Source organism: Rhodococcus sp. PAMC28707, from assembly GCF_004795915.1.
Taxonomy (GTDB): domain Bacteria; phylum Actinomycetota; class Actinomycetes; order Mycobacteriales; family Mycobacteriaceae; genus Rhodococcoides.
This window is the reverse complement of sequence record NZ_CP039253.1, coordinates 2,778,987-2,801,226: the sequence shown is the minus strand read 5'-3', so window position 1 is coordinate 2,801,226 and position 22,240 is coordinate 2,778,987. Positions and strand designations below refer to the sequence as shown.

Sequence of the window (22,240 nt, the reverse complement as noted above, 5' to 3'; positions counted from 1 at the left end):
AGCGAACGAAAAAAATCGCCCCGGGTATGCCCGGGGCGATTTTTTCGTCGTGACTCGAATTACAACCACGTGTCCGGAGACGACGCGGTAAGGAATGCTTCGAGATCGTCCCGCCATGGTGCGGGAACGGTCTTGTCCGGTTCGATACCGGTGTACTGGCCGCGGTAGAAGAGCAACGGACGCTCACCGGTGATCTCGCCGAGCGAGTGGACCCGACCGATGGCGATGTAGTGGTCACCACCATCGAGAACCGACTCCACCGTGCAATCTATATGCGCGAGCGAGCCTGCCAGAATGGGCGAGCCCAGTTCCGACGCGCTCCACTCGACACCGGCGAATTTGTCCGGCTCACGAGATCCGAAACGTGCACACGTGTCCTGCTGCTCTTCGCCCAGGACATTGACCGCAAATTTTCCGCTTCGTTCGATCGCAGCCCATGACCTGGAACCCTTCGTAGGGCAGAACAAGACGAGAGGTGGATCGAGCGACAGCGCGGCGAACGACTGGCAGGCGAAGCCCACCGGGACGTCCTCGTCGACCGTAGTGATGATCGTGATCCCGGTACAGAACTGCCCGAGAACCGTCCGGAACGTCCGCGGTTCGAAGTTCGCCACAGCTTCACTCACCTATCTGATTCCCACCGAGAAATCGTGTCCCCACAAGCTCACGGCCGTACTTTCGCGGGCAACCCACTTCTCGTCTTCGACCTGTCTTCCTTCGCAACCGAATTCGATGTCGAATCCGCCAGGAGTCTTCATGTAGAAGGACAGCATCAAATCGTTGACGTGACGTCCCAGCGTAGCGGACATCGGGACCTTCTTGCGCAGTGCACGGTCGAGTCCGAGCCCGACGTCATCGGAGTTTTCGACCTCGATCATCAGATGCACGATTCCACTGGGGGTCGGCATCGGTAGGAACGCCAAGCTGTGGTGCCGGGGATTGCACCCGAAGAATCGCAACCATCCGGGATCGCCGTCGGCGGGCCGACCCATCATCTGCGGAGGCAGACGCATCGAATCGCGAAGCCGGAAGCCGAGGACATCACGGTAGAACCGCAGTGACGCGTCGTCGTCGTCGGTGGAGAGCACGACGTGGCCCAGGCCCTGTTCGCCGGTGACGAAGGTATGGCCGTACGGGCTGACGACGCGCCGATGTTCGAGAGCCGCCCCATGGAATGCCTCGAGGGTGTTCCCCGACGGGTCCTCGAACACGATCAACTCGTCTACTCGACGGTCCTGAATCTGCTCGGCAGTACCCTCCTTGTAGGGAACACCGGCATTGTCCAGGGAACTTCGAATGCTCTGCAGCTCGGCAGCATTTGCAGTTTCCCAACCGGATACGAGCAGTCGGTCCTTCTCACCCGGAACGATGACGAGCCGGGCAGGGAAGTCGTCCATACGTAGGTAGAGCGCGCCCGGGGTGACACCTTTGCCCTCGACCATGCCGAGCACCTTGAGCCCGTACTCGCGCCACGCGTTCATGTCGGTGGCCTCGATACGCATGTATGCCAGAGATCGGATACCCATCTCTCAGCTCCCCTCGGTAAGAAATGCAGCGGTCAAACGATTGAATTCCTCGGCCATTTCAACCTGGGCCCAGTGCCCGCATCGACCGAACACGTGCAACTGCGCACGCGGAATCGTCTTGAGTGCCACCAGTGCGCCGTCTATCGGATTGACGCGGTCCTCACGGCCCCAGATCAGCAGCACAGGCTGGCGTAACTTGTATGCCTCACGCCAGAGCATGCCCTTCTCGAAATCGGCGCCGGCGAACGACTTCCCCATGGCACGCATCGCGGCGATGGACTCCGGCGTCGATGCGGCGGCGTAGCGCTGCTCGAGTAACTCTTCGGTGATCAGCGACTGGTCGAACACCATCACTTTGAGGAACGCCTCGAGCTTTTCCTTCGACGGCCCCGGCGGAGCACTGAAGTTGCCGAGATGCTTGACGCCCTCTGTCGGGTCTGGGGCGAACAGGTTGATGCTCAACCCTCCAGGCCCCATGAGCACCAATCTGCCTGCACTGGAGGGAAAATCGAGCGCGAATCGCACCGCGGTGCCGCCACCGAGAGAATTTCCGAGCAGGTGGGCTCTCTCGATTCCGAGATGATCCAGCAAATCCTTGAGCGCAGACGACGAGTGCACGAAGTACTGCGGATGGTCGATCGGCTTGTCGGACAACCCGAATCCAGGCTGGTCGACGCACAGTACGTGGAACTGCTCCGCGAGCACCGGAATGTTGGCCGCGAAATTCGACCATCCCGACGCGCCCGGTCCACCGCCATGCAGCAGCACGATCGTCGTATCGTTCCCGACGCCCGCCTCGTGGTAGTGAAGTTTCATGTCCGGACGAATCTGCGCGAACTTCGACGTCGATTCGTAGGTGATCTCCTGCGTGGCCACGGTCATACCATCGTGTCCTTGAGCGGGAGGCCGAACTCGCCACCACCGAACATCTGGTATGCGCGTTCCGGATCGTTTGCAGCATGCACTCGGCCCGCATGAGCATCTCGCCAGAAGCGTTGCAGCGGAGCATCGTTCTGCAGCGCCGTCGCACCTGCGCTCTCGAACAGAAGGTCGATCGAGGCGACGGATCGACCGGTCGCACGCACCTGATCGCGGCGTGCTCGGAGCCGTAGTTCGATCGGCACTTCCTGACCTGCCTTCAGCAGTGCGTACTCTTCGGCGACGTTGCCCGACAACTGACGCCACGCGGCATCGATGTCGCTGCTGGCCTCGGCGATACGCACCTTCGCGAAGGGATCGTCCTTACCGGTCTCACCGACGAACGCCTTGCGCACACGCTTGCCCTGATGCTCGACGTGCGCGGCGTACGCGCCTTCCGCCATTCCGACGATCGGCGCGGAAATGGTGGTCGGGTGAATCGTCCCCCACGGCATCTTGTAGACCGGAGCGGTGTTGCGCTCGAGTCCTTCGGCGGTGTGATCGTTCATCTTTCCGAAGCTCAACACACGGTGGGACGGAACGAACTGCTCCTCGACCACCACAGTGTTGCTCCCGGTTCCACGCAATCCGACGACATTCCAGACGTCGTCGATGCGGTAGTCCTCACGCGGGATGAGGAATGTCACGAAGTCGACGGGTCGACCATCCTTGATGACGGGCCCGCCGAGCATCGCCCAGGTCGCGTGATCGCAGCCCGAGGACCACTGCCACGCGCCGGATACTCGGTATCCGCCTTCCACGACGGCGCCTGCGCCCATCGGTGCGTACGAAGAGGAGATCCGAACGTCGGTGTCCTGTCCCCACACATCTTCCTGCGCTTGCTGGGGGAACAGTGCGAGGTGCCAGTTGTGCACTCCGATGATCGAGGAGACCCAACCGGTGGATCCGCAGGCACTCGCGATCATTTTCACTGCGGTGTAGAACAACTCGGGGTTTTCTTCGTAGCCGCCCCACTGCGCCGGCTGCAGCAAACGGAAGAAGCCTGTCTCCTGGAGGGCTTTCACCGACTCGTCGGGTAGACGTCGCAGATCTTCGGTCTCCTGCGCGCGCTCGCGCAGAGTGGGCAGTAAGGCGTCGATTCGGTCTAACACCTCGTGGCGGGCGATCGGCTCCTGCGTCACAATTGACTCCTACCTTCTCAATGGTTTCCTAGCAAGACTAGAACACGTTCTCTCATGTGTCGAGAACTCTTTTACGCGCTTTCACTAGCCATTTCTACGGCAATTCTATAACGTGTTCTAGTAGTAACAGCTCGAGTAGACCGTGAGGGGTTCACATGGCAAAGATCCGAGAGATCGACGTCGGCAATACACCGACCCGCTTCGCACGTGGGTGGCATTGCCTCGGCCTCACCACAACGTTCACCGACGGCAAACCGCACTCCATCGAGGCTTTCGGCACCAAACTTGTCGTCTTCGCTGATTCGGCCGGGAAAATCGTCGTGCTCGACGGTTACTGCCGTCATATGGGCGGTGACCTGACTCAGGGAACGGTGAAGGGTGATGAGATCGCCTGTCCGTTCCACGACTGGCGATGGGGCGCGAACGGCAAATGTGCGCAGATTCCGTATGCGAGGCGTGTCCCACCGCTGGCGCGTACGAGGACCTGGACGACATTGGATCAGAACGGCCAGCTGTTCATCTGGAACGATGCCGAAGGTAATCCGCCTCCCGAGGAGGTCACGATCCCACGGATCGAGGGTGCCTACAGCGACGACTGGACCGACTGGACCTGGAACTCGATGGTCATCGAGGGTGCCAACTGCCGCGAGATCGTCGACAATGTCGTCGACATGGCGCACTTCTTCTACATTCACTACGCCTTCCCGACGTACTTCAAGAATGTATTCGAAGGCCATATAGCCTCGCAGTACCTCAACACCAAGGGCCGGCCGGACATCGGAATGGCGTCCCAGTACGGCGGCGACACGCTCCTCAAGTCCGAAGCCGCCTACTACGGCCCCTCGTACATGATCAATCCGTTGATGAACAGTTACGGCGGGTTCGAGGTCGAGAGTGTACTGATCAACTGCCACTACCCGATCGATCAGAATTCGTTCGTGTTGCAGTGGGGCATCACCGTCAAGAAGCCAGCAGGCATGAACGACAAGACCTCGATCAAACTTGCGGAGAAGTTCACCGAGGGAATCAGCGCCGGATTCTTACAGGACGTCGAGATCTGGAAGAACAAGACCAAGATCGACAACCCGTTGCTCTGCGAGGAGGACGGCCCTGTCTATCAGTTGCGCCGTTGGTACGACCAGTTCTACGTCGACGTCGCCGATGTCGACGACAAGATGACCGGCCGGTTCGAGTTCGAGGTCGACACCTCCAAGGCGAACGAAGCCTGGCAGGTAGAGGTCGACGAGAATCTCGCTCGCCAGAAGGCAGACAAGTCCGAGAACGCCGAAGTGTCATGAGCCTGAGCTGGGCCAAGGCACCGGACTTCGCGCAGGATCCGGAGCGAATCGAGGAGATTCACGCGCAGACCGTGCGCGACAAGGAAAACTATCTCGATTCGTCTCTCGCACCGGTGGAATGTCGAGCATGTGGAACTAGCGTCCTGGTACGCAAGAACAGTTCCAAGCAGACCTCGGTGCAGTGGACCACCAGACCTGCCGATACTTGCCCGGTGTTTCGTGATGCAGGGAACTCGGCCACGCAGGACTCGTGCCCACGCATGCAGGACAGCATCGACCATGCAGTGATGGAAGGGATTCTGTCAGTCCCCTCCGACTAGGCAGTTCCGGCCGTGTAGGGGCCCAGCGACGCTGGGCCCCTACACCTCTCTCACAACACTTCTAGCTCACATCGCTTCGAAGTCGACCCCGCGGTCATCGCTTGACGAAACCAGCGCGTGTGCTCCTGCCCGACGGCCCGAGAAGACACAGTCCGCGAGCGAGAGTCCGCTGACGTACGAATTCGAACACAGTCCGACAGCAGTGCGGCCTGCAGCGAACAATCCTGGAATGACCACTCCACGCGTATCTTTCACGCCTCCGGTGTTCTCATCGACGATGAGCCCACCGAGGGTGATCATCGGGCACGGATTCATCATCTTCGCAATCGTCGAGCCGCCAGGAATACCCGCGTCGAAGAGCGTGAACGGCGCTACGACGACGGGACGTCGGAAGTCTTCGTGCTTGCCCATTGGATCTACGGTTCCCGACGCGATGGCCTCGTTGTGTCGGTCCACTGTCTCCCGCAGTCCCGTGGGGTCGAGGCCGGCAGCGCGCGCCGCTTCTTCGATCGTGTTTCCACGCACAGCGGTGCGCATCAGCCCGGCATTCTGGACTCGTTGGAACCACATCGCCTGCTTCGGCAGTTGCGCTTTGGCGTCTCGCACCAGATCCGCATCGGCCAGCAACCAGCCACGACCACCACCCTTTTCGACGATGGCGTGACCGAGAGCTGCGCCGTAACGAGATTCGTCGACCATCCGCTCACCAGCCCGATCGACGAGTAGGGAGCCGAGGAACGGGACAGCGGGAACGATGAACCGCCAGGCCGAGATGTTGGCCAGCTTTGCCGTCCCAGCGTCGATGTCGGTGGCCAAGCCGATGCCGCTGCCGTCGTCGCCGGCCGTTCCGAGTGCAATTCCACCGGTGTATTTCGGTGCATGCGTCTTCATCATCGTGCGGTTCGCGGCGAATCCACCTGCGCTGAGGATGACCCCTCCACGTGCTTGGATGCGGACGAGACGGCCGTACTTTTTCTCGATCCGAGCTAGTCGGCGCTCGAGCAGGTACCGAAGCTGTGGGGCGTAGATGCCCGGCTTCGCGGAGAGTAAGCCGATCCTTTTGTGAGCCAGCCGGATTCGAGCGGGGGCATCCTTCAACGTCCGACACTCGATGCCTACGACTCGGCCATCTTCGACGACGAGCGAGACCGCGCGAGTTTGCGGTATCAACTGCACACCCGCGTCCTGCGCAGATTTCGCCATGGGACCGTACAACATCTTCCCCGAGGTGCCTTTGCCCTTGGCCCGATGTCCACGCGGTGCAGGCGTAGCCACCTCTCGGAATTCCCCCGCAGCCTCACTGCCCGAGTAGTACAGGTAGTGACGATTGGTCGGATACGAAGTCTTGTAAGGACATAGCGACGCTTCGAACGGCACACCGTGATGAGAGAGCCACTCGATCATCTCCGGGCTCTGATCGCAGAACTTGCGCAGGGTGGCCGGACCGACGGCGTCGCCGACCTCCTTGGTCAGGTACGCGAACATCTGGTCGGGGCTGTCCTCGACTCCGGCTTGCCCCTGAATGGACGTGCCACCGCCGGCGTAGACGACTCCCCCCGAGATCGTGCTGGCACCGCCCCCGGCGTACCGATCGAGTGCGATGACGGAACTGCCCGCGGCGACGGCCTCGAGCGCAGCCGCTGCCCCTGCCACACCGAAGCCGACGACTACGACGTCGGCGTGTAAATCCCAGGTCACTTGAAACCTCCTGAACACGAACTGCAACGTGTTTTTGTTCTTGAATCGATTTTCATCAATTCTTCCTGGCAGAAAGCATGGACTGACACCCACATCATTCTATAACGTGTTCTACATGAACAAGCAGGAATACGACATCGTCGTGGTCGGTAGCGGCGCGGGCGGAATGACGGCTGCGCTCACCGCGGCACATCGGGGACTCAGCGTCGTCGTCATCGAGAAGGCAGCAAAGTTCGGCGGATCCACCGCCCGGTCGGGTGGCGGGGTGTGGGTCCCTAACAACGAAGTACTCGAACGAGACGGCGTCGACGACACCCCGGAGGCCGCGCGCGACTACTTGCACGCGATCATCGGCGACGTCGTGTCGAAAGAACGCATCGACACCTATCTCGAGCGCGGACCCGAGATGCTGAGCTTCGTGCTGAAGAACTCACCGCTGAAAATGCAGTGGGTTCCGGGATACTCGGACTACTACCCGGAGGCACCCGGCGGACGGGTCGGCGGACGATCGGTGGAACCGACGCCGTTCGACTCGACCTGTTTGGGGTCCGAGGTGAAGAATCTCGAACCCGACTACGGCAAGGCACCGCTCAACGTGGTGATCACTCAAGCGGACTACCGTGCGATCAACCTTCTGCGACGCCACCCGAGTGGACTGGCCCGCGTGATGCGCGTCGGCATGCGCTGGATGGGAGCCAAGCTCACCGGCAAGCATCTACTCGGCCGCGGCCAAGCGCTGTCCGCCGGATTGCGCGCCGGCCTCCTCGACGCCAACGTGCCGGTGCTCCTCGAGACTCCCATGACGGATTTCCACGTCGAGGACGGCCGTGTAGTGGGCGTCGTCGTGGCCGGTTCCGGCTCGGTCATCAGAGCCAAACTGGGCGTCGTGCTGGCGTCGGGCGGTTTCGAGCACAACGCGGAAATGCGTAAGAAGTACCAGCGTCAGCCGATCGGGACCGAATGGACAGTCGGCGCCGCGGCGAACACCGGCGACGGCATCACGGCAGGCCAAAAGCTGGGCGCAGCAGTGGATTTGATGGACGACGCCTGGTGGGGGCCGTCCATTCCACTCACCGGTGGCCCGTGGTTCTGTATCGCCGAGCGCACGCTGCCCGGCGGCATCATGGTCAATACCGCAGGAAAGCGGTTCCTCAACGAGGCGGCACCGTACGTCGAGGCCGTGCACATGATGTACGGCGGCGAGTACGGCATCGGTGAGGGTCCCGGCGAGAACATCCCGACGTGGATGATCATCGACCAGCGCTACCGCGATCGCTATATCTTCGCGGGACTGACGCCGAAGAAGCGGTTCCCGTCTCGCTGGTTGGAGTCCGGCGTCGTGGTCAAGGCCGGCACCGTTGCCGAACTGGCCGAGAAGACCGGAATGCCGGTCGAGCAGCTCACCGCGACCGTCGAGCGTTTCAACGGTTTCGCCCGCAGCGGAGTCGACGAGGACTTCCATCGCGGCGACAGCGGTTACGACAAGTACTACGGAGACCGGACCAACAAGCCGAACCCGAGTCTCGGCGTGATCGACAAGCCGCCCTACTACGCCGTCAAGATGGTGCCGGGCGATCTGGGCACCAAGGGCGGACTCGTCACCGACGCCGATGCACGAGTACTACGCGAGGACGGAAGCGTCATCGAAGGCTTGTATGCAATCGGCAACGCCAGCGCGCCGGTCATGGGCCACACCTACGCAGGTCCTGGCGCAACCATCGGACCCGCGATGACCTTCGGCTACCTGGCTGTTCTCGACATGGCGCGCAGGGCGTCACAGTGAGCATCGATCCCGATCTCGCGATCGGCGCCGAGCTACCGGCGGAAGAGTTTTCATGGACTGCGAACGACGTGCAGACCTTTCATCTGGCGATCGGGGCCGGCGGGTCCCCCACCGACCCTCGCGAGCTTCGCTACCTGGACGACGCCAAACCACAGGTACTCCCGACCTTCGCGACAGTGGCAGCCACCTTCCACGAGGTCGAAGCACCCAGGGTTCGGTTCCCCGGTGTCGACATCGACCTCGCCAAGGTTGTGCACGGCAGCCAGGGGGTGACCGTCTCCGGTCCCATTCCTGCTGTCGGACAGGCTCGGACGATCACTCGCATCACCGATATCTGGGACAAGGGCAGCGCAGCGGTCATAGTCCAGGAGAAGATCACCACCTCGCTCGACGGCACGGAATTGTGGCGGGCGCGGTCATCGATCTTCGCCCGCGGTGAAGGCGGCTTCGGGGGCGAAAGAGGACCGTCCAACAAAACCGTCCTACCCGAACGGGCGCCGGACGCCGAAACTTCGATAGCGATTCTGCCGCAGCAGGCGTTGATGTACCGCATGTGCGGCGATCGCAATCCACTGCACTCGGATCCCAAGTTCGCCTCCGCTGCAGGGTTTCCCAACCCGATTCTCCACGGACTGTGCACATACTCGATGGTGTGCAAGGCCGTCACCGACACTGTCCTCGACGGTAATGCCGACGCAATCGGCAGTTTCGACGCCAGGTTCGCAGGCGTCGTCTACCCTGGCGAGACCTTGACCTGCCGTATCTGGCTCGAAGGCGGTAGATATCTGATCAGCGTCACCGTTCCCGCACGAGAGAACGCTCCGGCCCTCGCCGATGTCATATTGACAACCCTCTAGCCCCCTTTCATATCTTCGACACGACGGAGTATCCAGCATTATGTCCAGTCTGAATCGCCGAAAATTCATCGCCGCAGGCGCGGGCGCACTTGCGGTGGCATCCGTGATGCGCGCTGCCCCGGCTGGTGCCGTGCCTTTCGGCAGTCCTGAAAGCACCATCCCGGCACCCCCGAACTTTCCGTCGGGGATTCCGCTCTACCAGCAGCGCTATCAGAACTGGTCGAAGGAGATCATTCTCGACGCCATCTGGACCTGCTCACCGGCCACACCGGACGATGTTGTCCGACTGGCGAACTGGGCCCACGAGAACTCGTATCGCATCAGGCCGCGGGGCGCGATGCACGGGTGGACACCGTTGACGATCGTCAACGGCGAAAATCTCGATCGCGTCGTGCTGGTCGATACGATGGTTCATCTGAACGGGATTGCGGTCGACCCCGCAGATTCGGATCGTCCCGCAACGGTGACCGCCGGCGCCGGCGCGACCCTGGAAGCAATCCTTCAGCAACTCGAGAACAACGGTCTCGGCTGGGTCAGTGTGCCCGCGCCAGGGGTGCTGTCCATCGCAGGTGCGCTGGCCGTCGATGCCCACGGTGCTGCGATTCCGGCTGCAGGGGAGATCCCGGTACCCGGCACCACGTACGGTTCGTTGAGCAATCTGGTGACCGCACTCACCGCCGTGGTCTGGGACGGTGACGCCTATGCTTTGCGCTCTTTCGATCGTTCCGACCCGGAGATCACGCCACTGCTGGCACACCTGGGTCGTGTGTTCCTGACCTCGGTCACGCTGATGGCCGGTGCCAATCCGCGTATGCGCTGCCAGAGTTATACCGACATCGGTTGGCGCGAACTGTTCGGCGAAGCAAGTGCACCGGGACGGACGTTCGAGAGCTTTCTGAATCAAACCGGTCGTGTCGAGGCCATCTGGTATCCGTTCACCGAGAACCCCTGGCTGAAAGTGTGGTCGATCTGCCCCGAAAAGCCTTTGACTGCACGCGAGGTGACCGGCCCGTACAACTACATCTTCTCCGATAATCTGCCCGAGCTCGCGTCTGACCTGATCGGACAGCTGACTGCCGGAATAACCTCCATCGCACCGGCTTTCGGACAGTTCTTCTACACCGCCACCGTCGGTGGATTGGCTGCGACAGGTTCGAGCGACTTGTGGGGATGGGCGAAGAACGTCCAGTTCTACATCAAGCCCAGCACTCTCCTGTTGACCGAAGGCGGCGGCGCGGTCATCACCAAGCGGAGCAACGTTGCACGGGTTATTCACGACTTCACCGTCTGGTTCGAACAGCGGGTGTCCTACTACCAGTCGATCGGGCAGTTCCCGATCAACGGCCCTGTCGAAATCCGCTGCTGTGGAATGGACGCGGAGTCGGACCTCCTCGTCGATTCTGCCGGGCCGCCGACGATCTCGGCGATGCGTCCGCGACCCGATCATCCCGACTGGGACACCGCGATATGGCTCAACGTGCTCGGCGTCCCCGGCACCCCGGGCATGTTCGCGTTCTATCGCGAGATGGAACAGTGGATGCGCTCGCATTACACGGGCGACTGGGCGACCTTCCGTCCCGAATGGTCCAAAGGATGGGCGTTCAGCACCGAACTGCCATACAAGGATGCCGACGTGATCGAGAACATCATCCCCGCGACCTACCGCGAGGGTGTTCCCGCAAATGAGAATTGGGACACCGCCCGGGCGACCTACAACGATCTCGATCCACACCGGATCTACTCGAATTCGTTCATCGATCAATTGCTTCCCTGAGTCGAACGTCTCACCACCCCGGCTTCCCACATTCTGCGTTCGAAGTGATTCGAGTTGCGAAGTGTGGGAAGTTGGGCAGCGACGAGAAACCGACGACACGACGCCATGGAAGGATTCACCGGGTGAAATGGTGGTTGTATCCGATAGTGGCGTCGGCCGCATGCATCGGTTACTTCTTGGCCCCGGCTGGCACCCCGTCCAATGTGCTGTATGTCGGTATCGGGTTGTCTGCGGTGATCGCCGTACTCGTAGGCATTGTGGTGAATCGCCCAGAATCCCGCGCGGCATGGTGTGTGATCGCGCTCGGCACCACGATGTGGTTGACGGGGGACGTCGCGTTCTTCTGGATCGAGCATGTCGACGGCCAACTGCCGGTCCCATCGTATGCCGACGCCATCTACCTTCTCGGCTACCCACTGTTCGCGTTCGGACTCTTCCTTCTGGTGCGTCAGGGCTGGCGACGAGGCGAGTTCGGACACGTTGCCAACAGTGTGATCGTCATGATCGCGTTCGGCCTCGTCCTGTGGGTGTTCGTCATCCCGGTCGACGGCGTCAACGTATCGACCATCCCGGGCATGGCTACCATCGCCTATCCGGCGATGGACGTTCTCGTGCTTGGGCTTCTTGTCCATTTTCTCGGCACCTTCCAATGGCAGAGCACATCGTTTCGACTTCTGGCTGCATCGGTCGCGGTCACTCTGGCTACCGACACCACGATGCGTGTCGGTTCGGCCGAGGTGCCGACGATGGCCCCGAATGTCACCGTCGCCGGGTATGTCGTCTGCTATGTCCTACTCGGAACCGCTGCCCTTCATCCGTCGATGAGATACCTGACTGTCCCGCATGTTAAGCGCGGACCTCCGGGCACTCTCGCTGCCTCGTTCAGCACACCCACCGCCATCGTTCTGACGCTGGCTGCCATCACACCGGGCGCAGTCATGGCCATTCTTCTCGGCCGCGGAACGCCCGTCACCGAATGGGGTTGGGTCGTCGTACTGTGTGCGACGGTGCTTGTCACCCTCGTGTTCGTCAGAGTTACCGAGCTACTGCGGCTGCTACGCCGACAGACAGACACTCTGCGGGCGGCTGCCGAGACCGATCATCTGACCGGAACACGTAATCGTCGGGGGTTGGAAGAGTGGATCGACACCAGTGACGGCCCCCTCGCTCTGCTGTTGCTCGACATAGATCGATTCAAGGAAGTCAACGACACTTTCGGGCACGCGGTCGGCGACGACGTGCTTCGCGCCGTCGCCGACCGACTTGCCTGCGTTGTCGGCCCCGGTGGAGTACTCGCCCGACTCGGAGCGGACGAGTTCGCCGTTGCGCTCGCCCTGGAAGCCACACCTTCCGAGGCTGTGGCCGCAGCCCACGGGATGCATGCATCGCTGTCCTGCCCCATCAGTGTCGGAGGCGCGACGTTGCTCGTGGAGGCGAGCATCGGTATTGCGCTGAGCGACCGAGTCGTCGAGAGGACCGGCGAACCTACTTCCGCAGGCGACGAACTGTGCGGTGCGCGCTCCGACGGCTTGGTCCACCGATCCAATCTGGCGATGCAATCCGCGAAAATGGCGCAACCACGTATCGCAAGCTACGACCCGTCGATGTCTCGCGACAGCAGCCGCCAATTGCATCTGCTCAGTGAGCTCACCACCGCGATCGACGCCCGCGAACTCGAGCTCTACTACCAACTTCAAGTAAATCTCGACTCGATGGAGGCCACCGGGGTCGAAGCGCTTCTCCGCTGGAACCACCCTGTCGAAGGCATCATCCAACCCGACCAGTTCCTCCCGATGGCCGAGCACACCGGACTGATCAGGCCGCTGGCCAACTTCGTCCTGAGTGAGGCATTGGCCCACCGCAAGGAGTGGAGCGAAGCAGGGGTGGAGCTCAACGTCTCGGTCAACATCTCCACACGCAATCTTCTCGACAGCACTCTCGTCGAGCAGGTTCGACGCTCACTCGCCGCAACCGGAGCCGCGCCCGAGAATTTGACCATCGAGATTACCGAAACGTCGTCGATGGCTGATCCACCTGTTGCAATCGCGTCACTGTCGGGCCTCCGCAGGCTCGGAGTCACGCTTGCTATCGACGACTACGGCACCGGTTACAGCGCACTCGCCTACCTGCAGCGGCTTCCCGTGCAGCAATTGAAGATCGACAAGACCTTCGTCAGCGACATGGCACGCGATCAGGCTCACGGCATCATCGTCAGATCCACGATCGATCTGGCCCGCACCCTCGGGCTGACGATCACGGCCGAGGGCGTAGAGGACGCCGCCACCCTGCTCGAGTTACGTAGGCTTTCTTGTACGACCGCTCAGGGATACTTTGTGGGACGCCCCGTTCCTGCACATCGGGTTCCCGATTCGGTCGCGGAGTCGAACGCCAAACTGAAGGAATATACGAAGACATATGAACGATGACGACAATCCGATGTCGGTGTACACGGCCATCGCAATGCGGCGCGACGTGCGCGCAGAGTTCGACGGCAGCTCGGTCGACGACGAGGTATTGCAGCGAATCCTGAGCGCCGCACACAAGGCGCCGAGCGTCGGCAACACCCAACCGTGGGACTTCGTCGTCATCCAGAACCCCGACACGCTCGCCACCTTCGCCGCGCACGTGGCACAGAAGCGACGCGCGTTCGCCGACTCGCTGCCGCCCGAACGCAAAGGTACCTTCGATCCCATTCGCATCGAAGGAATCGAAACGAGCGGCACCGGCGTCGTGGTTACCTATGACCCGACCCGCGGAGGACAACATATTCTCGGACGCGCGAGCGTCGAGGACACCGGCTTGTTCTCAGCCGTCCTTGCCATCCAAAACCTGTGGCTGGCTGCGATCTCCGAACGAATCGGAGTCGGATGGGTGTCCTTCTACGAAGAGGACTACCTGAAAGACCTGCTGGGAATCCCGGACCCGATCCGGCCGATCGCCTGGTTGTGTGTCGGCCCGGTCACCGAGTTCGCCGAGACTCCCGATCTGGAACGTTTCGGATGGCGCCATCGACGCCCACTCGTCGAGGCAGTGCACTACGAGAAGTTCGGCGGCGCGTGAAGCATCTTCTCGTTGCTGTTGCCGTACTCGCACTGGTGACGGGGTGTGCCGGTGAGGACAACGACAAGCCTGCAGCCACGACGCCCGCCGCAGAGCCTGCCGAAGCGCCCTCGGCACAGACACCGGTGGGAGTGGTGACGCCACTCGCGGGCGCGCCGGAGGGAATCGTCGTCACCACTTCGGGTGTCGCCGCCGTCGGCGTTCGAGAGCCCGACGGCATTCGGCTGGTCGACGCGACCACCGGCGTCGAGCGTTCGTTCGTACCGACAATCGGCGCACCCAGACACCTGTCCCTCGCCGGACCTGATGGACCGGTGCTCGCACCGCTCGAAGCAAGCGACGAGCTACTCGTCGTCGATCCCGAGAACGGCAATGTCCTCAGCACTGTGCAGGGAGTCGGAAGACAACCGCACGATGCCGTCACCACCTCCGACGGGACCACCGTCGTCACCAACGAGATGGGCGGCGGCGTCGTGTTCATTCGCGACGGCGTGGTGACGGCCTCGCTACCGGCAGGACCGGTTCAACCCGGTGGCCTTGCCGCCGTCGGGGAATACGCCGCGGTCGCCGACGTTCAGGGCAACGGCGTGTGGATCTACAGCGGACCCGATCAGGAGCTCGTGGCGCAGGCGCCGCTCGGGACCAAATTGACCCACGCCACCGCACTCGGTGGAGACCTTGCCGCGTTCGCCGACACCGACGGTGGTGCGGTGTTCATCGAGAGAATCGATCCGCAGGTGAGCGAGGTTTCTCGCATCGAAGCACCCGGCAATCCCTACGGACTCGCGTACGACCCGCAGCGAAAGTTGCTGCTGATCACGCTGACCGAATCGAACATTTTGCGCGTCGTCGACGTCGCAGACCCGGCGGCTCCGCGGCCGATCGTCGACCTTCCGACCGTGCGGCAAGCCAATTCGGTTGCAGTCGATACACGTTCGGGCGACGTGCTGGTGACGGGAAGCAATCCCGGTGACGAATCCAGCCTGCAGATCATCCCCGCCGACGCTCTCACACCCTGAAAATCACCAACCCCAGCTACCGGGGATCCCTTTGAACGGACCCACCACCTCGCTCGTGATCCAGCCTTCGTAGAAGCCGCCCTCCTGAGGCGTCACGCGTTCGCCGTCGACCTCGCATTCCAACCGCGAAGGCGAGAACGCCAGATGCCCGGTGATCGGCAGAAACGACGCCGTCGGCTCCTCGTAACTCCACGCGGCACCATCGCTCACCGAGTTGGCACCGTGGACGGTCCAGTACGTCGCTGCACCCTTCCACTCACAATGCGTCGAGCGGGCAGCGGAGGGCGAGAGCGCCTCGGCGGCAACATCATCACGAGGGACATACCAGGTCGGTGGGTGCGAAGTCTCGAGCACTCGCCACGCATCACGAGTCTCGGCGATCAGCGTCCCACCGAAGCGCACCGTGATCAATCGATTCGAATGCTCCAACCGAGGTGGTCTCGGATAATCCCACACTGATTCTTGCCCTGGGCCGGGAACCTGCGGCATTACCTTGCTCATCCCTCGATAGTGCCACTGCACCGCCGTGAGGTCACTTCGGTGCTGCACATCCGGACGCGATCAGGGGAATCTCGGTCAGGGGGCATCGACCGGGTAGAGGTCCTCGATGCGATCCCCGTCGAGGATCCACCTGTCGACACTGTCCAGAGGCTCTGCGCTGCTCACATCTTCGATGCCGTCCGATAACTCGACGCCCTGTGGTTCAGCACCGCGCTGTGATTCGGCTATCGGATCGGTATTTTCCGGAGTGGCGTGGACGACGGGAATCGGAGGAGACTGCGGCAAGTCCGGACCGACCGACTCGACGTCTCGTGCCGCGGTCTTTTCGGGTTGCACGGCGGCGACCGGTCCGGGTTGAGTCGACGGGATTCGTACGAGTATTCCCAGTCCGTGGGTGGCAGCGAGCAAGCTGACCGGTGCGACGGTGGCGATTGCAGCGGACAGCGCGGGATGCAGGGTTCCAGTATTGGAAGTGAAGGCGTGCAGTGCATTTGCGCCGATACTGACCAAGGCGGCGATGACGAGCACCCACCAGAAGAAGCGTCTGCCGCTACGCTGATCTGCGAATTGAGCAAGTGCGATGACAGAAATAGTGGCCTGCAGGATTGTGCCGTCGACGATGACCGGCCACAACCACGACAGATTTCGTGGCACTCCGGCCATGGTCGCCAAATCCCACAGTGCGGCGAAACTCAATACGAACGACGCGATGCCGATGACAGTGGTGATGACGACGGCGCTGACGAGTGTCACACGCAGGACCTTGTTCATGAGTGCACATGATGCAGTACGCCTCCGACATAGTCGGACCGATGCTGTGGGCGCGGTTGTTCGGAAGGAAAGCAGGAAGACGATGACGGCGATGTGTCAGGAGGCGCGAGCAGATCGCCCGGTCGACGCTGCTTCTCTCAGTCGGTCCGGCGAATGTCGAGTTCGGCGATGATCCGAGCGGCGATCTCTTCAGCAGGTGGACCGACGTCGACGAGAAGTGCATTCTCATCCGATCCGATCGGCTCCAGCGTGGAGAATTGGGAATCGAGAAGCTCACGCGGCATGAAGTGGTCCGTCCGAACGTTAATCCGGTCGCCGAGTTGCGTCCTGGTTCCGACGAGATGAACGAAGACGACCTGCCCTTCGGATCCGTGCGCGAGCACGCCGCGGTAGCTCCGTTTCAGTGCGGAACAGGTGACGATTCCAGGTTCGCCGCGGCGAGTATGCGATCTGATCCAGTCTGCGATCATGTCCAGCCACGGCAGCCGGTCCTCGTCGGTCAGCGCGACTCCGGACGCCATCTTCGCGACATTCGACGCCGGATGCAGGTCGTCGCCTTCCTGGAAGTCCCAGGAGAGTGTTCGCGCAAGGACGCCGGCCACTGTGGACTTGCCCGACCCCGACACACCCATGATCACCAGAACCGGATGTGCGCCGCCGGTGGAGTTCGTCAAAACAGATCACCACCCTCCCCACATGCAATGTGGGTTCGAGGGTGGTGATCTGTTACGCCGTCACAATCCATGTATTCGAGTTTTCCACGACAGCGGTACCCGACTATTTGCGCATCGACTCCTCGACGAACCGCTACTGAGTTCGGGAGAGGATGAGCCCCGAGGTTGGCACACCGGTGCCTGCAGTAACGAGCACATTCTCCACATCCGGAACCGGGTTGACCGAAGTCCCGCGAATCTGCCTGACGCCCTCGGCAATTCCGTTCATCCCGTGGATGTACGCCTCGCCGAGCTGACCACCGTGAGTGTTCAGCGGCAGCCGTCCGCCGAGTTCGATGGCACCGTCGGCGATGAAGTCACGGGCCTCGCCGCGCTTGCAGAACCCGAGTTCTTCGAGCTGCATCAATACGAACGGCGTGAAGTGGTCGTACAAGACCGCCGTCTGCATGTCCTTCGGGGTGAGACCGGACTGCGCCCACAATTGATCTCCGACCAGACCCATCTCAGGCAGACCTGTCATCGCATCGCGGTAGTAGCTGGTCATGATGTATTGGTCCGGGCCACTTCCCTGCGCTGCCGCAGTGATGACGGCGGCCGGATTGGGCAGGTCCTTCGCCCTCTCCGGCGATGTCACGACGATCGCAATTCCGCCGTCGGACTCCTGGCAGCAATCGAGAAGGTGCAGCGGTTCGGCTATCCAGCGTGAATTCTGGTGATCCTCCAACGTGATCGGCTTGCCGTAGAAGAACGCAGCCGGATTGTTCGCCGCGTGTTTACGGTCGGCGACGGCAACGCGGCCGAAGTCCTCGCTTGTCGCGCCGTAGACATGCATGTACCGTCGCGCCACCATCGCCACGAACGACGCGGGTGTACCGAGCCCCTGCGGGTACGCCCATCCAGCGTCGACACCCGAGGATGTCGGTGCCGCAGCGAGATGCGGAGCAACCTGACCGAAGCGTGAGCCGGAGCGCTCGTTGAATGCCCGATACGCGACGACGACATCAGCGACTCCGGTGGCAACTGCCATCGCCGCCTGCTGAACGGTGGCACACGCTGCGCCACCGCCGTAATGAATTCGGCTGAAGAACTTCAGGTTCGGGATTCCGACGGCCCGTGCAACAGCGATCTCGGTATTGGTATCCATCGTGAACGACGTCAGACCGTCGACGTCGGCGGGCGTCAAACCCGCATCCGTCAGTGCGGCCTCCACTGCCTCGGCGGCCAGGCGAAGTTCGCTTCGCCCTGAGTCCTTGGAGAAATCCGTGGCACCGATTCCAACGATCGCCGCCTTGCCCGACAAACCGCTCATGCCGACCTCCCCATTACCAGTTTTACCTGTGCCACGATGTGATCACCGAGAGCGTCGGAGCCGGTCACCTCGACCGTCACTTCACCGTCGGTGACAGCAGATACCTTCCCGCGCAGCGTCAAAGTGTCGTAGGCGTACCAGGGAACCCCCAGCCGCAGACCGATCGAGCGGAAGACCGCAGTCGGGCCCGCCCAGTCGGTCACGAAACGCTGCACCAAACCGGTGTCGGTAAGAATATTGACGAAGATATCTTTGGAACCGCGCTCGATCGCCTTGTCGCGGTCATGGTGGACATCTTGAAAGTCTCTGGTGGCCAACGCCGTCGAGACTACGAAAGTCGGATCGGCGAAAATTTCCAGTTCGGGCAGTTCGTCACCTACCTGCGCTGCAATCATCGAATCGCCTTCCAAGCGGGGAGTGTGAAGTTCTCGTCGATGCGGAGGAATTCGACCTCGACAGGCAATCCGACCTCGACCTCGGACGGTTCGATTCCGCGTAGCTCACCGAGTACGCGGACTCCCTCGTCGAGTTCGACGAGAGCGACCACGAAAGGCAGTGTGCGCCCGGGCACTTTGGGTGCGTGGTGGACGACGAAGCTGAACACCGTGCCCGTCCCGCGAGCGACCACGTAGTCGATCGGCTCAGTCTTGTCCTGCCAGATCGCCGGAATCGGTGGATGGCGCAGCGAGCCGTCCTCGACCCGCTGAATGCGCAGTTCGCCTACTCGTGCTCCCTCCCAGAAGAACTCGGTCTCCTGGGATACGACCGGACGAATCGCCTCCGACACGTCTTCGGCGACCGGCTTGGCTTCCGGTGCGAACTTGAGCACCCGGAAGACCATTTCGGCGACGGCCTCATCACCCACGTACCAGATGTTGCGCGTGGTGACGAACCAGCCGAGACCGAGACCGGTCTTCTTCGGACCGACGACATTGTCGAGTTTCGTAGTGACCGTCACTTCTTCGCCGAGCTCGAGATAACGGTGATAGGTCTGGTCACAATTGGTCGCCACGACAGAGGTGAATCCGGCGTCGTCGAGTATGCCCATCATCAGCCCGAGCGGGTCATCGGACGAACGCGTGTAATGCAATCCGCCCATCGTCCACACCTGTGCCATGGCAGGAGGCGCGACGACGCCCTGGTGCCCAGCCGCTCGAGCAGCGCCGGCATCGACGTAGATGGGGTTCGCGTCGCCGATCGCTTCGACCCAGTTGTTGATCATCGGTTGGTTGATCGGGTCCCGCCCAGCGCGAGGCGCGCATTCCCCCGCTGCCGCAATACGATCCGCTGCTTCGCTGATCGATTCGCTCATCGCACGACCCTGGGCAGTCCGAGGCCGGACGTTGCGATCAGTTCACGCATCACTTCGTTCACGCCTCCACCGAACGTGATGACCACGTTGCGCTTGACCTGCTTGTCCAGCCAGTCCATGAGCTTGGCAGTGTCGGGGTCGAGAGGATTTCCGTGTCGCCCGATCAGCTCCTCGGCAAGCCGCCCAACACGCTGGATCCGTTCGGTGGCAAACACTTTGGTAGCCGAAGCATCGGCAACGTCGACCGCATCCGCAGTGGACGAAGCGATCTGCCAGTTCAGCAGCTCGTTGATCCGGAACGTGGCATGGATTTCGCCGAGAGCGCGTCGCACATCGGGCTCGTCGAGTACCCCGTGCTTCTGCGCCCACCCGCGCAAGTGCACGTACAGACCGTCGATTTTACCGGCGGGTCCGAGCATGACGCGCTCGTGGTTGAGCTGAGTGGTGATCAGACGCCAACCGGCGTTCTCTTCCCCCACCAGCATGTCGACGGGGACCCGCACATCGTTGTAGTACGTCGCGTTGACGTGGTGTGCACCATCGAGGGTGATGATCGGCGTCCACGTGTATCCGGGGTCGGTGGTGTCGACGATGAGCATGGAGATGCCGCGGTGACGCGAATCCGCCGGCCCCGTGCGCACAGCGAGCCAGACGTAGTCCGCGTCGTGACCGCCCGTGGTGAAAATCTTCTGTCCGTTGACGATGTACTCGTCACCGTCGCGCACCGCAGTGGTGCGCAGCGAGGCGAGGTCGGTTCCCGCCTCTGGTTCGGTGTAACCGATCGCGAAATGCACCTCACCGGCGAGGATCGACTTGAGGAACTTGTCCTTCTGGACCTCGGTTCCATACTTCTGCAAGGTCGGGCCGACAGTTTGCAAGGTCACCGCAGGGAGCGGAATGTCAGCGCGCGCAGCCTCGTTCACGAAGATCGACTGCTCGACATCACCGAACCCGTGGCCACCGAACTCCTCGGGCCAACCGACTCCGAGCCATCCGTCGGTGCCCATCTGTTGGATGATCGCGCGAGAAGACTTGCCGTGCCGCTCGGTCATCATGATCTGCGCGTCCTCGTCGCTGACGAGATCGGCGAAATACGTTCGCAGCGTTCGCTGTAGCTCCTGCTGCTCTGCGGTCAACTCGACGAATGGAGACTCGTCCATTGCCTCGGACGACGCCGCCACCGAGTCGAGTACGTCCTCGCGCTGAATCGAGGCGCCCACCAGATCGAGTCGGTAGGAGGCGCCACCGACGAGACGCGCGAGATCCTTTGCAGCCGAATAGTATCGGTGCATCGGATACGTGACGTCCACGCCGATGCCGCCGTGCAGATGATGACACGCCTGCATGGCCGCAGGCAGCTCCGCGGCAATCCAATACGCGAGCACATCGGAGTCGCCCGGCCGGCTCGGGTTCTCTTGCGAGGCCTGCCACACCGCCGAGACAGCAGCGACATGAATGGTCCGAGCCGTCACATATACGTCGGCGATCTCGCCTGCAACGGCCTGAAATGTTGCCAGCGGCTTACCGAACTGATGACGGCTCGCCAGGTGCGAAGCGGTGAGTGCCGCTGCGCCCGCAGCCAGCCCGTCGGCGACTGCGCCGATGGCCGCGATCGCGATGCGGTAGAGATCGGCAATATTTTCGGTGACGAATTGTCCCGGTGCCGAATCGAATTCGATCGCGTACTCGGGGTCGCCACTCGACGACGGGGTCGGTACGAGCCGAACACCCTCCGCGGAGGGGTCGACCAATACGACACCTGCGGAAGTCGGCACCAGGATGCGGTACGCCTGCTCGGCATACGGAACGGCGATCTTCGTCCCGGTTACTCGCATGAGATCGCCGTCGGGAACGGCTTTCGTCTTCGGTTCCGCGGGGAAAGGCGAACCGGGTTCCATGAGCGCCGCCGTCAGAATGCGACCCGAGCCGACGGTGTCACGGATGAGAGCCGGCTCGGCAAGCCGGGTGAGTGGGATGATCCCGAAGCCGAGCGTCGCAAGTGCCGGTCCGACTGCCGCGGCCTTGCCGAGCTCGGTCAGAACCGTCGCCGCTTCCGGCAATCCGAGTCCGTCGCCGCCGAGATCCTCGGGCAGCACCATCTGGAACAGGCCTGCCTCGGACAGCGCCGTCCACAATGCTTCGGGCTCGGAGTCGCGAGCGAGCAATCCGGAGATCATCTCGGCGACCGTCGATTGATTGGAGTTTCTTGTGAAGTCCACGTCTTGATCCTGCCTAAAGGAGATGAACCGAAGAGATATTCGGTAGAACCTGTTCTATT

The 22,240-nt window shown here is 62.0% G+C and carries 20 protein-coding genes and 1 pseudogene; 8 read left to right on the top strand and 13 right to left on the bottom strand.

Annotated elements, in window-relative coordinates; all coding sequences use genetic code 11:
• Window positions 1-59 precede the first annotated feature (59 nt).
• From hsaB to hsaA, 4 genes are read right to left on the bottom strand one after another with little or no spacing between them, the layout of a single operon-like run.
• Window positions 60-626 (bottom strand): 3-hydroxy-9,10-secoandrosta-1,3,5(10)-triene-9,17-dione monooxygenase reductase subunit, encoded by a 567-nt coding sequence (gene hsaB / locus E5720_RS12680; RefSeq protein WP_136170947.1) that lies wholly within the window; start codon window positions 624-626, stop codon window positions 60-62.
• Window positions 627-1,526 (bottom strand): iron-dependent extradiol dioxygenase HsaC, encoded by a 900-nt coding sequence (gene hsaC / locus E5720_RS12675; protein WP_136170946.1) that lies wholly within the window; start codon window positions 1,524-1,526, stop codon window positions 627-629.
• A 3-nt stretch (window positions 1,527-1,529) separates the two neighbouring features.
• Window positions 1,530-2,408 carry a 4,5:9,10-diseco-3-hydroxy-5,9,17-trioxoandrosta-1(10),2-diene-4-oate hydrolase gene (gene hsaD, locus E5720_RS12670; RefSeq protein ID WP_136170945.1) on the bottom strand — a complete coding sequence of 293 codons (879 nt, stop codon included), beginning with the start codon at window positions 2,406-2,408 and terminating at the stop codon, window positions 1,530-1,532.
• Window positions 2,405-3,586 (bottom strand): 3-hydroxy-9,10-secoandrosta-1,3,5(10)-triene-9,17-dione monooxygenase oxygenase subunit, encoded by a 1,182-nt coding sequence (gene hsaA, locus E5720_RS12665; protein WP_247595944.1) that lies wholly within the window; start codon window positions 3,584-3,586, stop codon window positions 2,405-2,407. Before hsaA ends, hsaD begins: the two co-directional genes overlap by 4 nt.
• Window positions 3,587-3,741: 155 nt before the next feature.
• Between hsaA and E5720_RS12660 the strand changes: the two genes are divergently transcribed.
• Window positions 3,742-4,884: a Rieske 2Fe-2S domain-containing protein gene (locus tag E5720_RS12660; RefSeq protein ID WP_136170944.1), complete on the top strand. Its 1,143-nt coding sequence runs from the start codon at window positions 3,742-3,744 to the stop codon at window positions 4,882-4,884.
• The gene (locus tag E5720_RS12655; protein ID WP_136170943.1) at window positions 4,881-5,204 is read left to right on the top strand and encodes a hypothetical protein; all 324 of its coding nucleotides are present in this window, start codon (window positions 4,881-4,883) and stop codon (window positions 5,202-5,204) included. The genes E5720_RS12660 and E5720_RS12655 overlap by 4 nt, the downstream gene beginning before the upstream one ends.
• Before the next feature lie 66 nt (window positions 5,205-5,270).
• Here E5720_RS12655 and E5720_RS12650 read toward each other — a convergent pair whose 3' ends face one another.
• Window positions 5,271-6,902, bottom strand: coding sequence for an FAD-binding protein (locus tag E5720_RS12650; protein WP_136170942.1), 1,632 nt, complete (start codon window positions 6,900-6,902; stop codon window positions 5,271-5,273).
• Between the two features lie 115 nt (window positions 6,903-7,017).
• On the opposite strand from E5720_RS12650, the gene kstD reads away from it, so the two are divergent.
• From kstD to E5720_RS12620, 6 genes are all read left to right on the top strand, one after another.
• Window positions 7,018-8,685 carry a 3-oxosteroid 1-dehydrogenase gene (gene kstD, locus E5720_RS12645; RefSeq protein WP_168708346.1) on the top strand — a complete coding sequence of 556 codons (1,668 nt, stop codon included), beginning with the start codon at window positions 7,018-7,020 and terminating at the stop codon, window positions 8,683-8,685.
• Window positions 8,682-9,542 (top strand): MaoC/PaaZ C-terminal domain-containing protein, encoded by an 861-nt coding sequence (locus tag E5720_RS12640; RefSeq protein WP_136170940.1) that lies wholly within the window; start codon window positions 8,682-8,684, stop codon window positions 9,540-9,542. The genes kstD and E5720_RS12640 overlap by 4 nt, the downstream gene beginning before the upstream one ends.
• 40 nt (window positions 9,543-9,582) lie before the next feature.
• Window positions 9,583-11,316 (top strand): cholesterol oxidase substrate-binding domain-containing protein, encoded by a 1,734-nt coding sequence (locus E5720_RS12635; RefSeq protein ID WP_136170939.1) that lies wholly within the window; start codon window positions 9,583-9,585, stop codon window positions 11,314-11,316.
• A 122-nt stretch (window positions 11,317-11,438) separates the two neighbouring features.
• Window positions 11,439-13,742 carry a GGDEF domain-containing phosphodiesterase gene (locus E5720_RS12630; RefSeq protein WP_136170938.1) on the top strand — a complete coding sequence of 768 codons (2,304 nt, stop codon included), beginning with the start codon at window positions 11,439-11,441 and terminating at the stop codon, window positions 13,740-13,742.
• Window positions 13,732-14,376, top strand: a complete 645-nt coding sequence (bluB, locus tag E5720_RS12625) for a 5,6-dimethylbenzimidazole synthase (RefSeq protein WP_136170937.1) — start codon at window positions 13,732-13,734, stop codon at window positions 14,374-14,376. The genes E5720_RS12630 and bluB overlap by 11 nt, the downstream gene beginning before the upstream one ends.
• A complete protein-coding gene (locus E5720_RS12620) occupies window positions 14,373-15,395 on the top strand; it encodes a hypothetical protein (protein ID WP_136170936.1) in 1,023 nt (340 codons plus the stop codon). Before bluB ends, E5720_RS12620 begins: the two co-directional genes overlap by 4 nt.
• Window positions 15,396-15,398: 3 nt before the next feature.
• Here E5720_RS12620 and E5720_RS12615 read toward each other — a convergent pair whose 3' ends face one another.
• The 8 genes and pseudogenes from E5720_RS12615 to E5720_RS22040 form a co-directional block, all read right to left on the bottom strand.
• Window positions 15,399-15,896 (bottom strand): DUF427 domain-containing protein, encoded by a 498-nt coding sequence (locus tag E5720_RS12615; protein WP_136170935.1) that lies wholly within the window; start codon window positions 15,894-15,896, stop codon window positions 15,399-15,401.
• A 75-nt stretch (window positions 15,897-15,971) separates the two neighbouring features.
• Entirely contained in the window at window positions 15,972-16,667 is a 696-nt protein-coding gene (locus E5720_RS12610) for a DUF2637 domain-containing protein (protein ID WP_136170934.1), read from the bottom strand.
• Window positions 16,668-16,804: 137 nt separating this feature from the next.
• Complete coding sequence (locus E5720_RS12605) at window positions 16,805-17,299, bottom strand: gluconokinase (RefSeq protein ID WP_136172658.1); 495 nt, start codon at window positions 17,297-17,299, stop codon at window positions 16,805-16,807.
• 175 nt (window positions 17,300-17,474) lie between these two features.
• Window positions 17,475-18,650, bottom strand: coding sequence for a lipid-transfer protein (locus E5720_RS12600; RefSeq protein ID WP_136170933.1), 1,176 nt, complete (start codon window positions 18,648-18,650; stop codon window positions 17,475-17,477).
• A complete protein-coding gene (locus E5720_RS12595; RefSeq protein ID WP_136170932.1) occupies window positions 18,647-19,045 on the bottom strand; it encodes a MaoC family dehydratase in 399 nt (132 codons plus the stop codon). Before E5720_RS12595 ends, E5720_RS12600 begins: the two co-directional genes overlap by 4 nt.
• Window positions 19,042-19,962 carry a MaoC family dehydratase N-terminal domain-containing protein gene (locus tag E5720_RS12590; RefSeq protein ID WP_136170931.1) on the bottom strand — a complete coding sequence of 307 codons (921 nt, stop codon included), beginning with the start codon at window positions 19,960-19,962 and terminating at the stop codon, window positions 19,042-19,044. The genes E5720_RS12595 and E5720_RS12590 overlap by 4 nt, the downstream gene beginning before the upstream one ends.
• Entirely contained in the window at window positions 19,959-21,122 is a 1,164-nt protein-coding gene (locus E5720_RS22045) for an acyl-CoA dehydrogenase family protein (protein ID WP_247596326.1), read from the bottom strand. Before E5720_RS22045 ends, E5720_RS12590 begins: the two co-directional genes overlap by 4 nt.
• A 141-nt stretch (window positions 21,123-21,263) precedes the next feature.
• Window positions 21,264-22,061 (bottom strand): annotated as a pseudogene (locus E5720_RS22040) (acyl-CoA dehydrogenase family protein); the annotation flags it as partial.
• Window positions 22,062-22,240 lie beyond the last annotated feature (179 nt).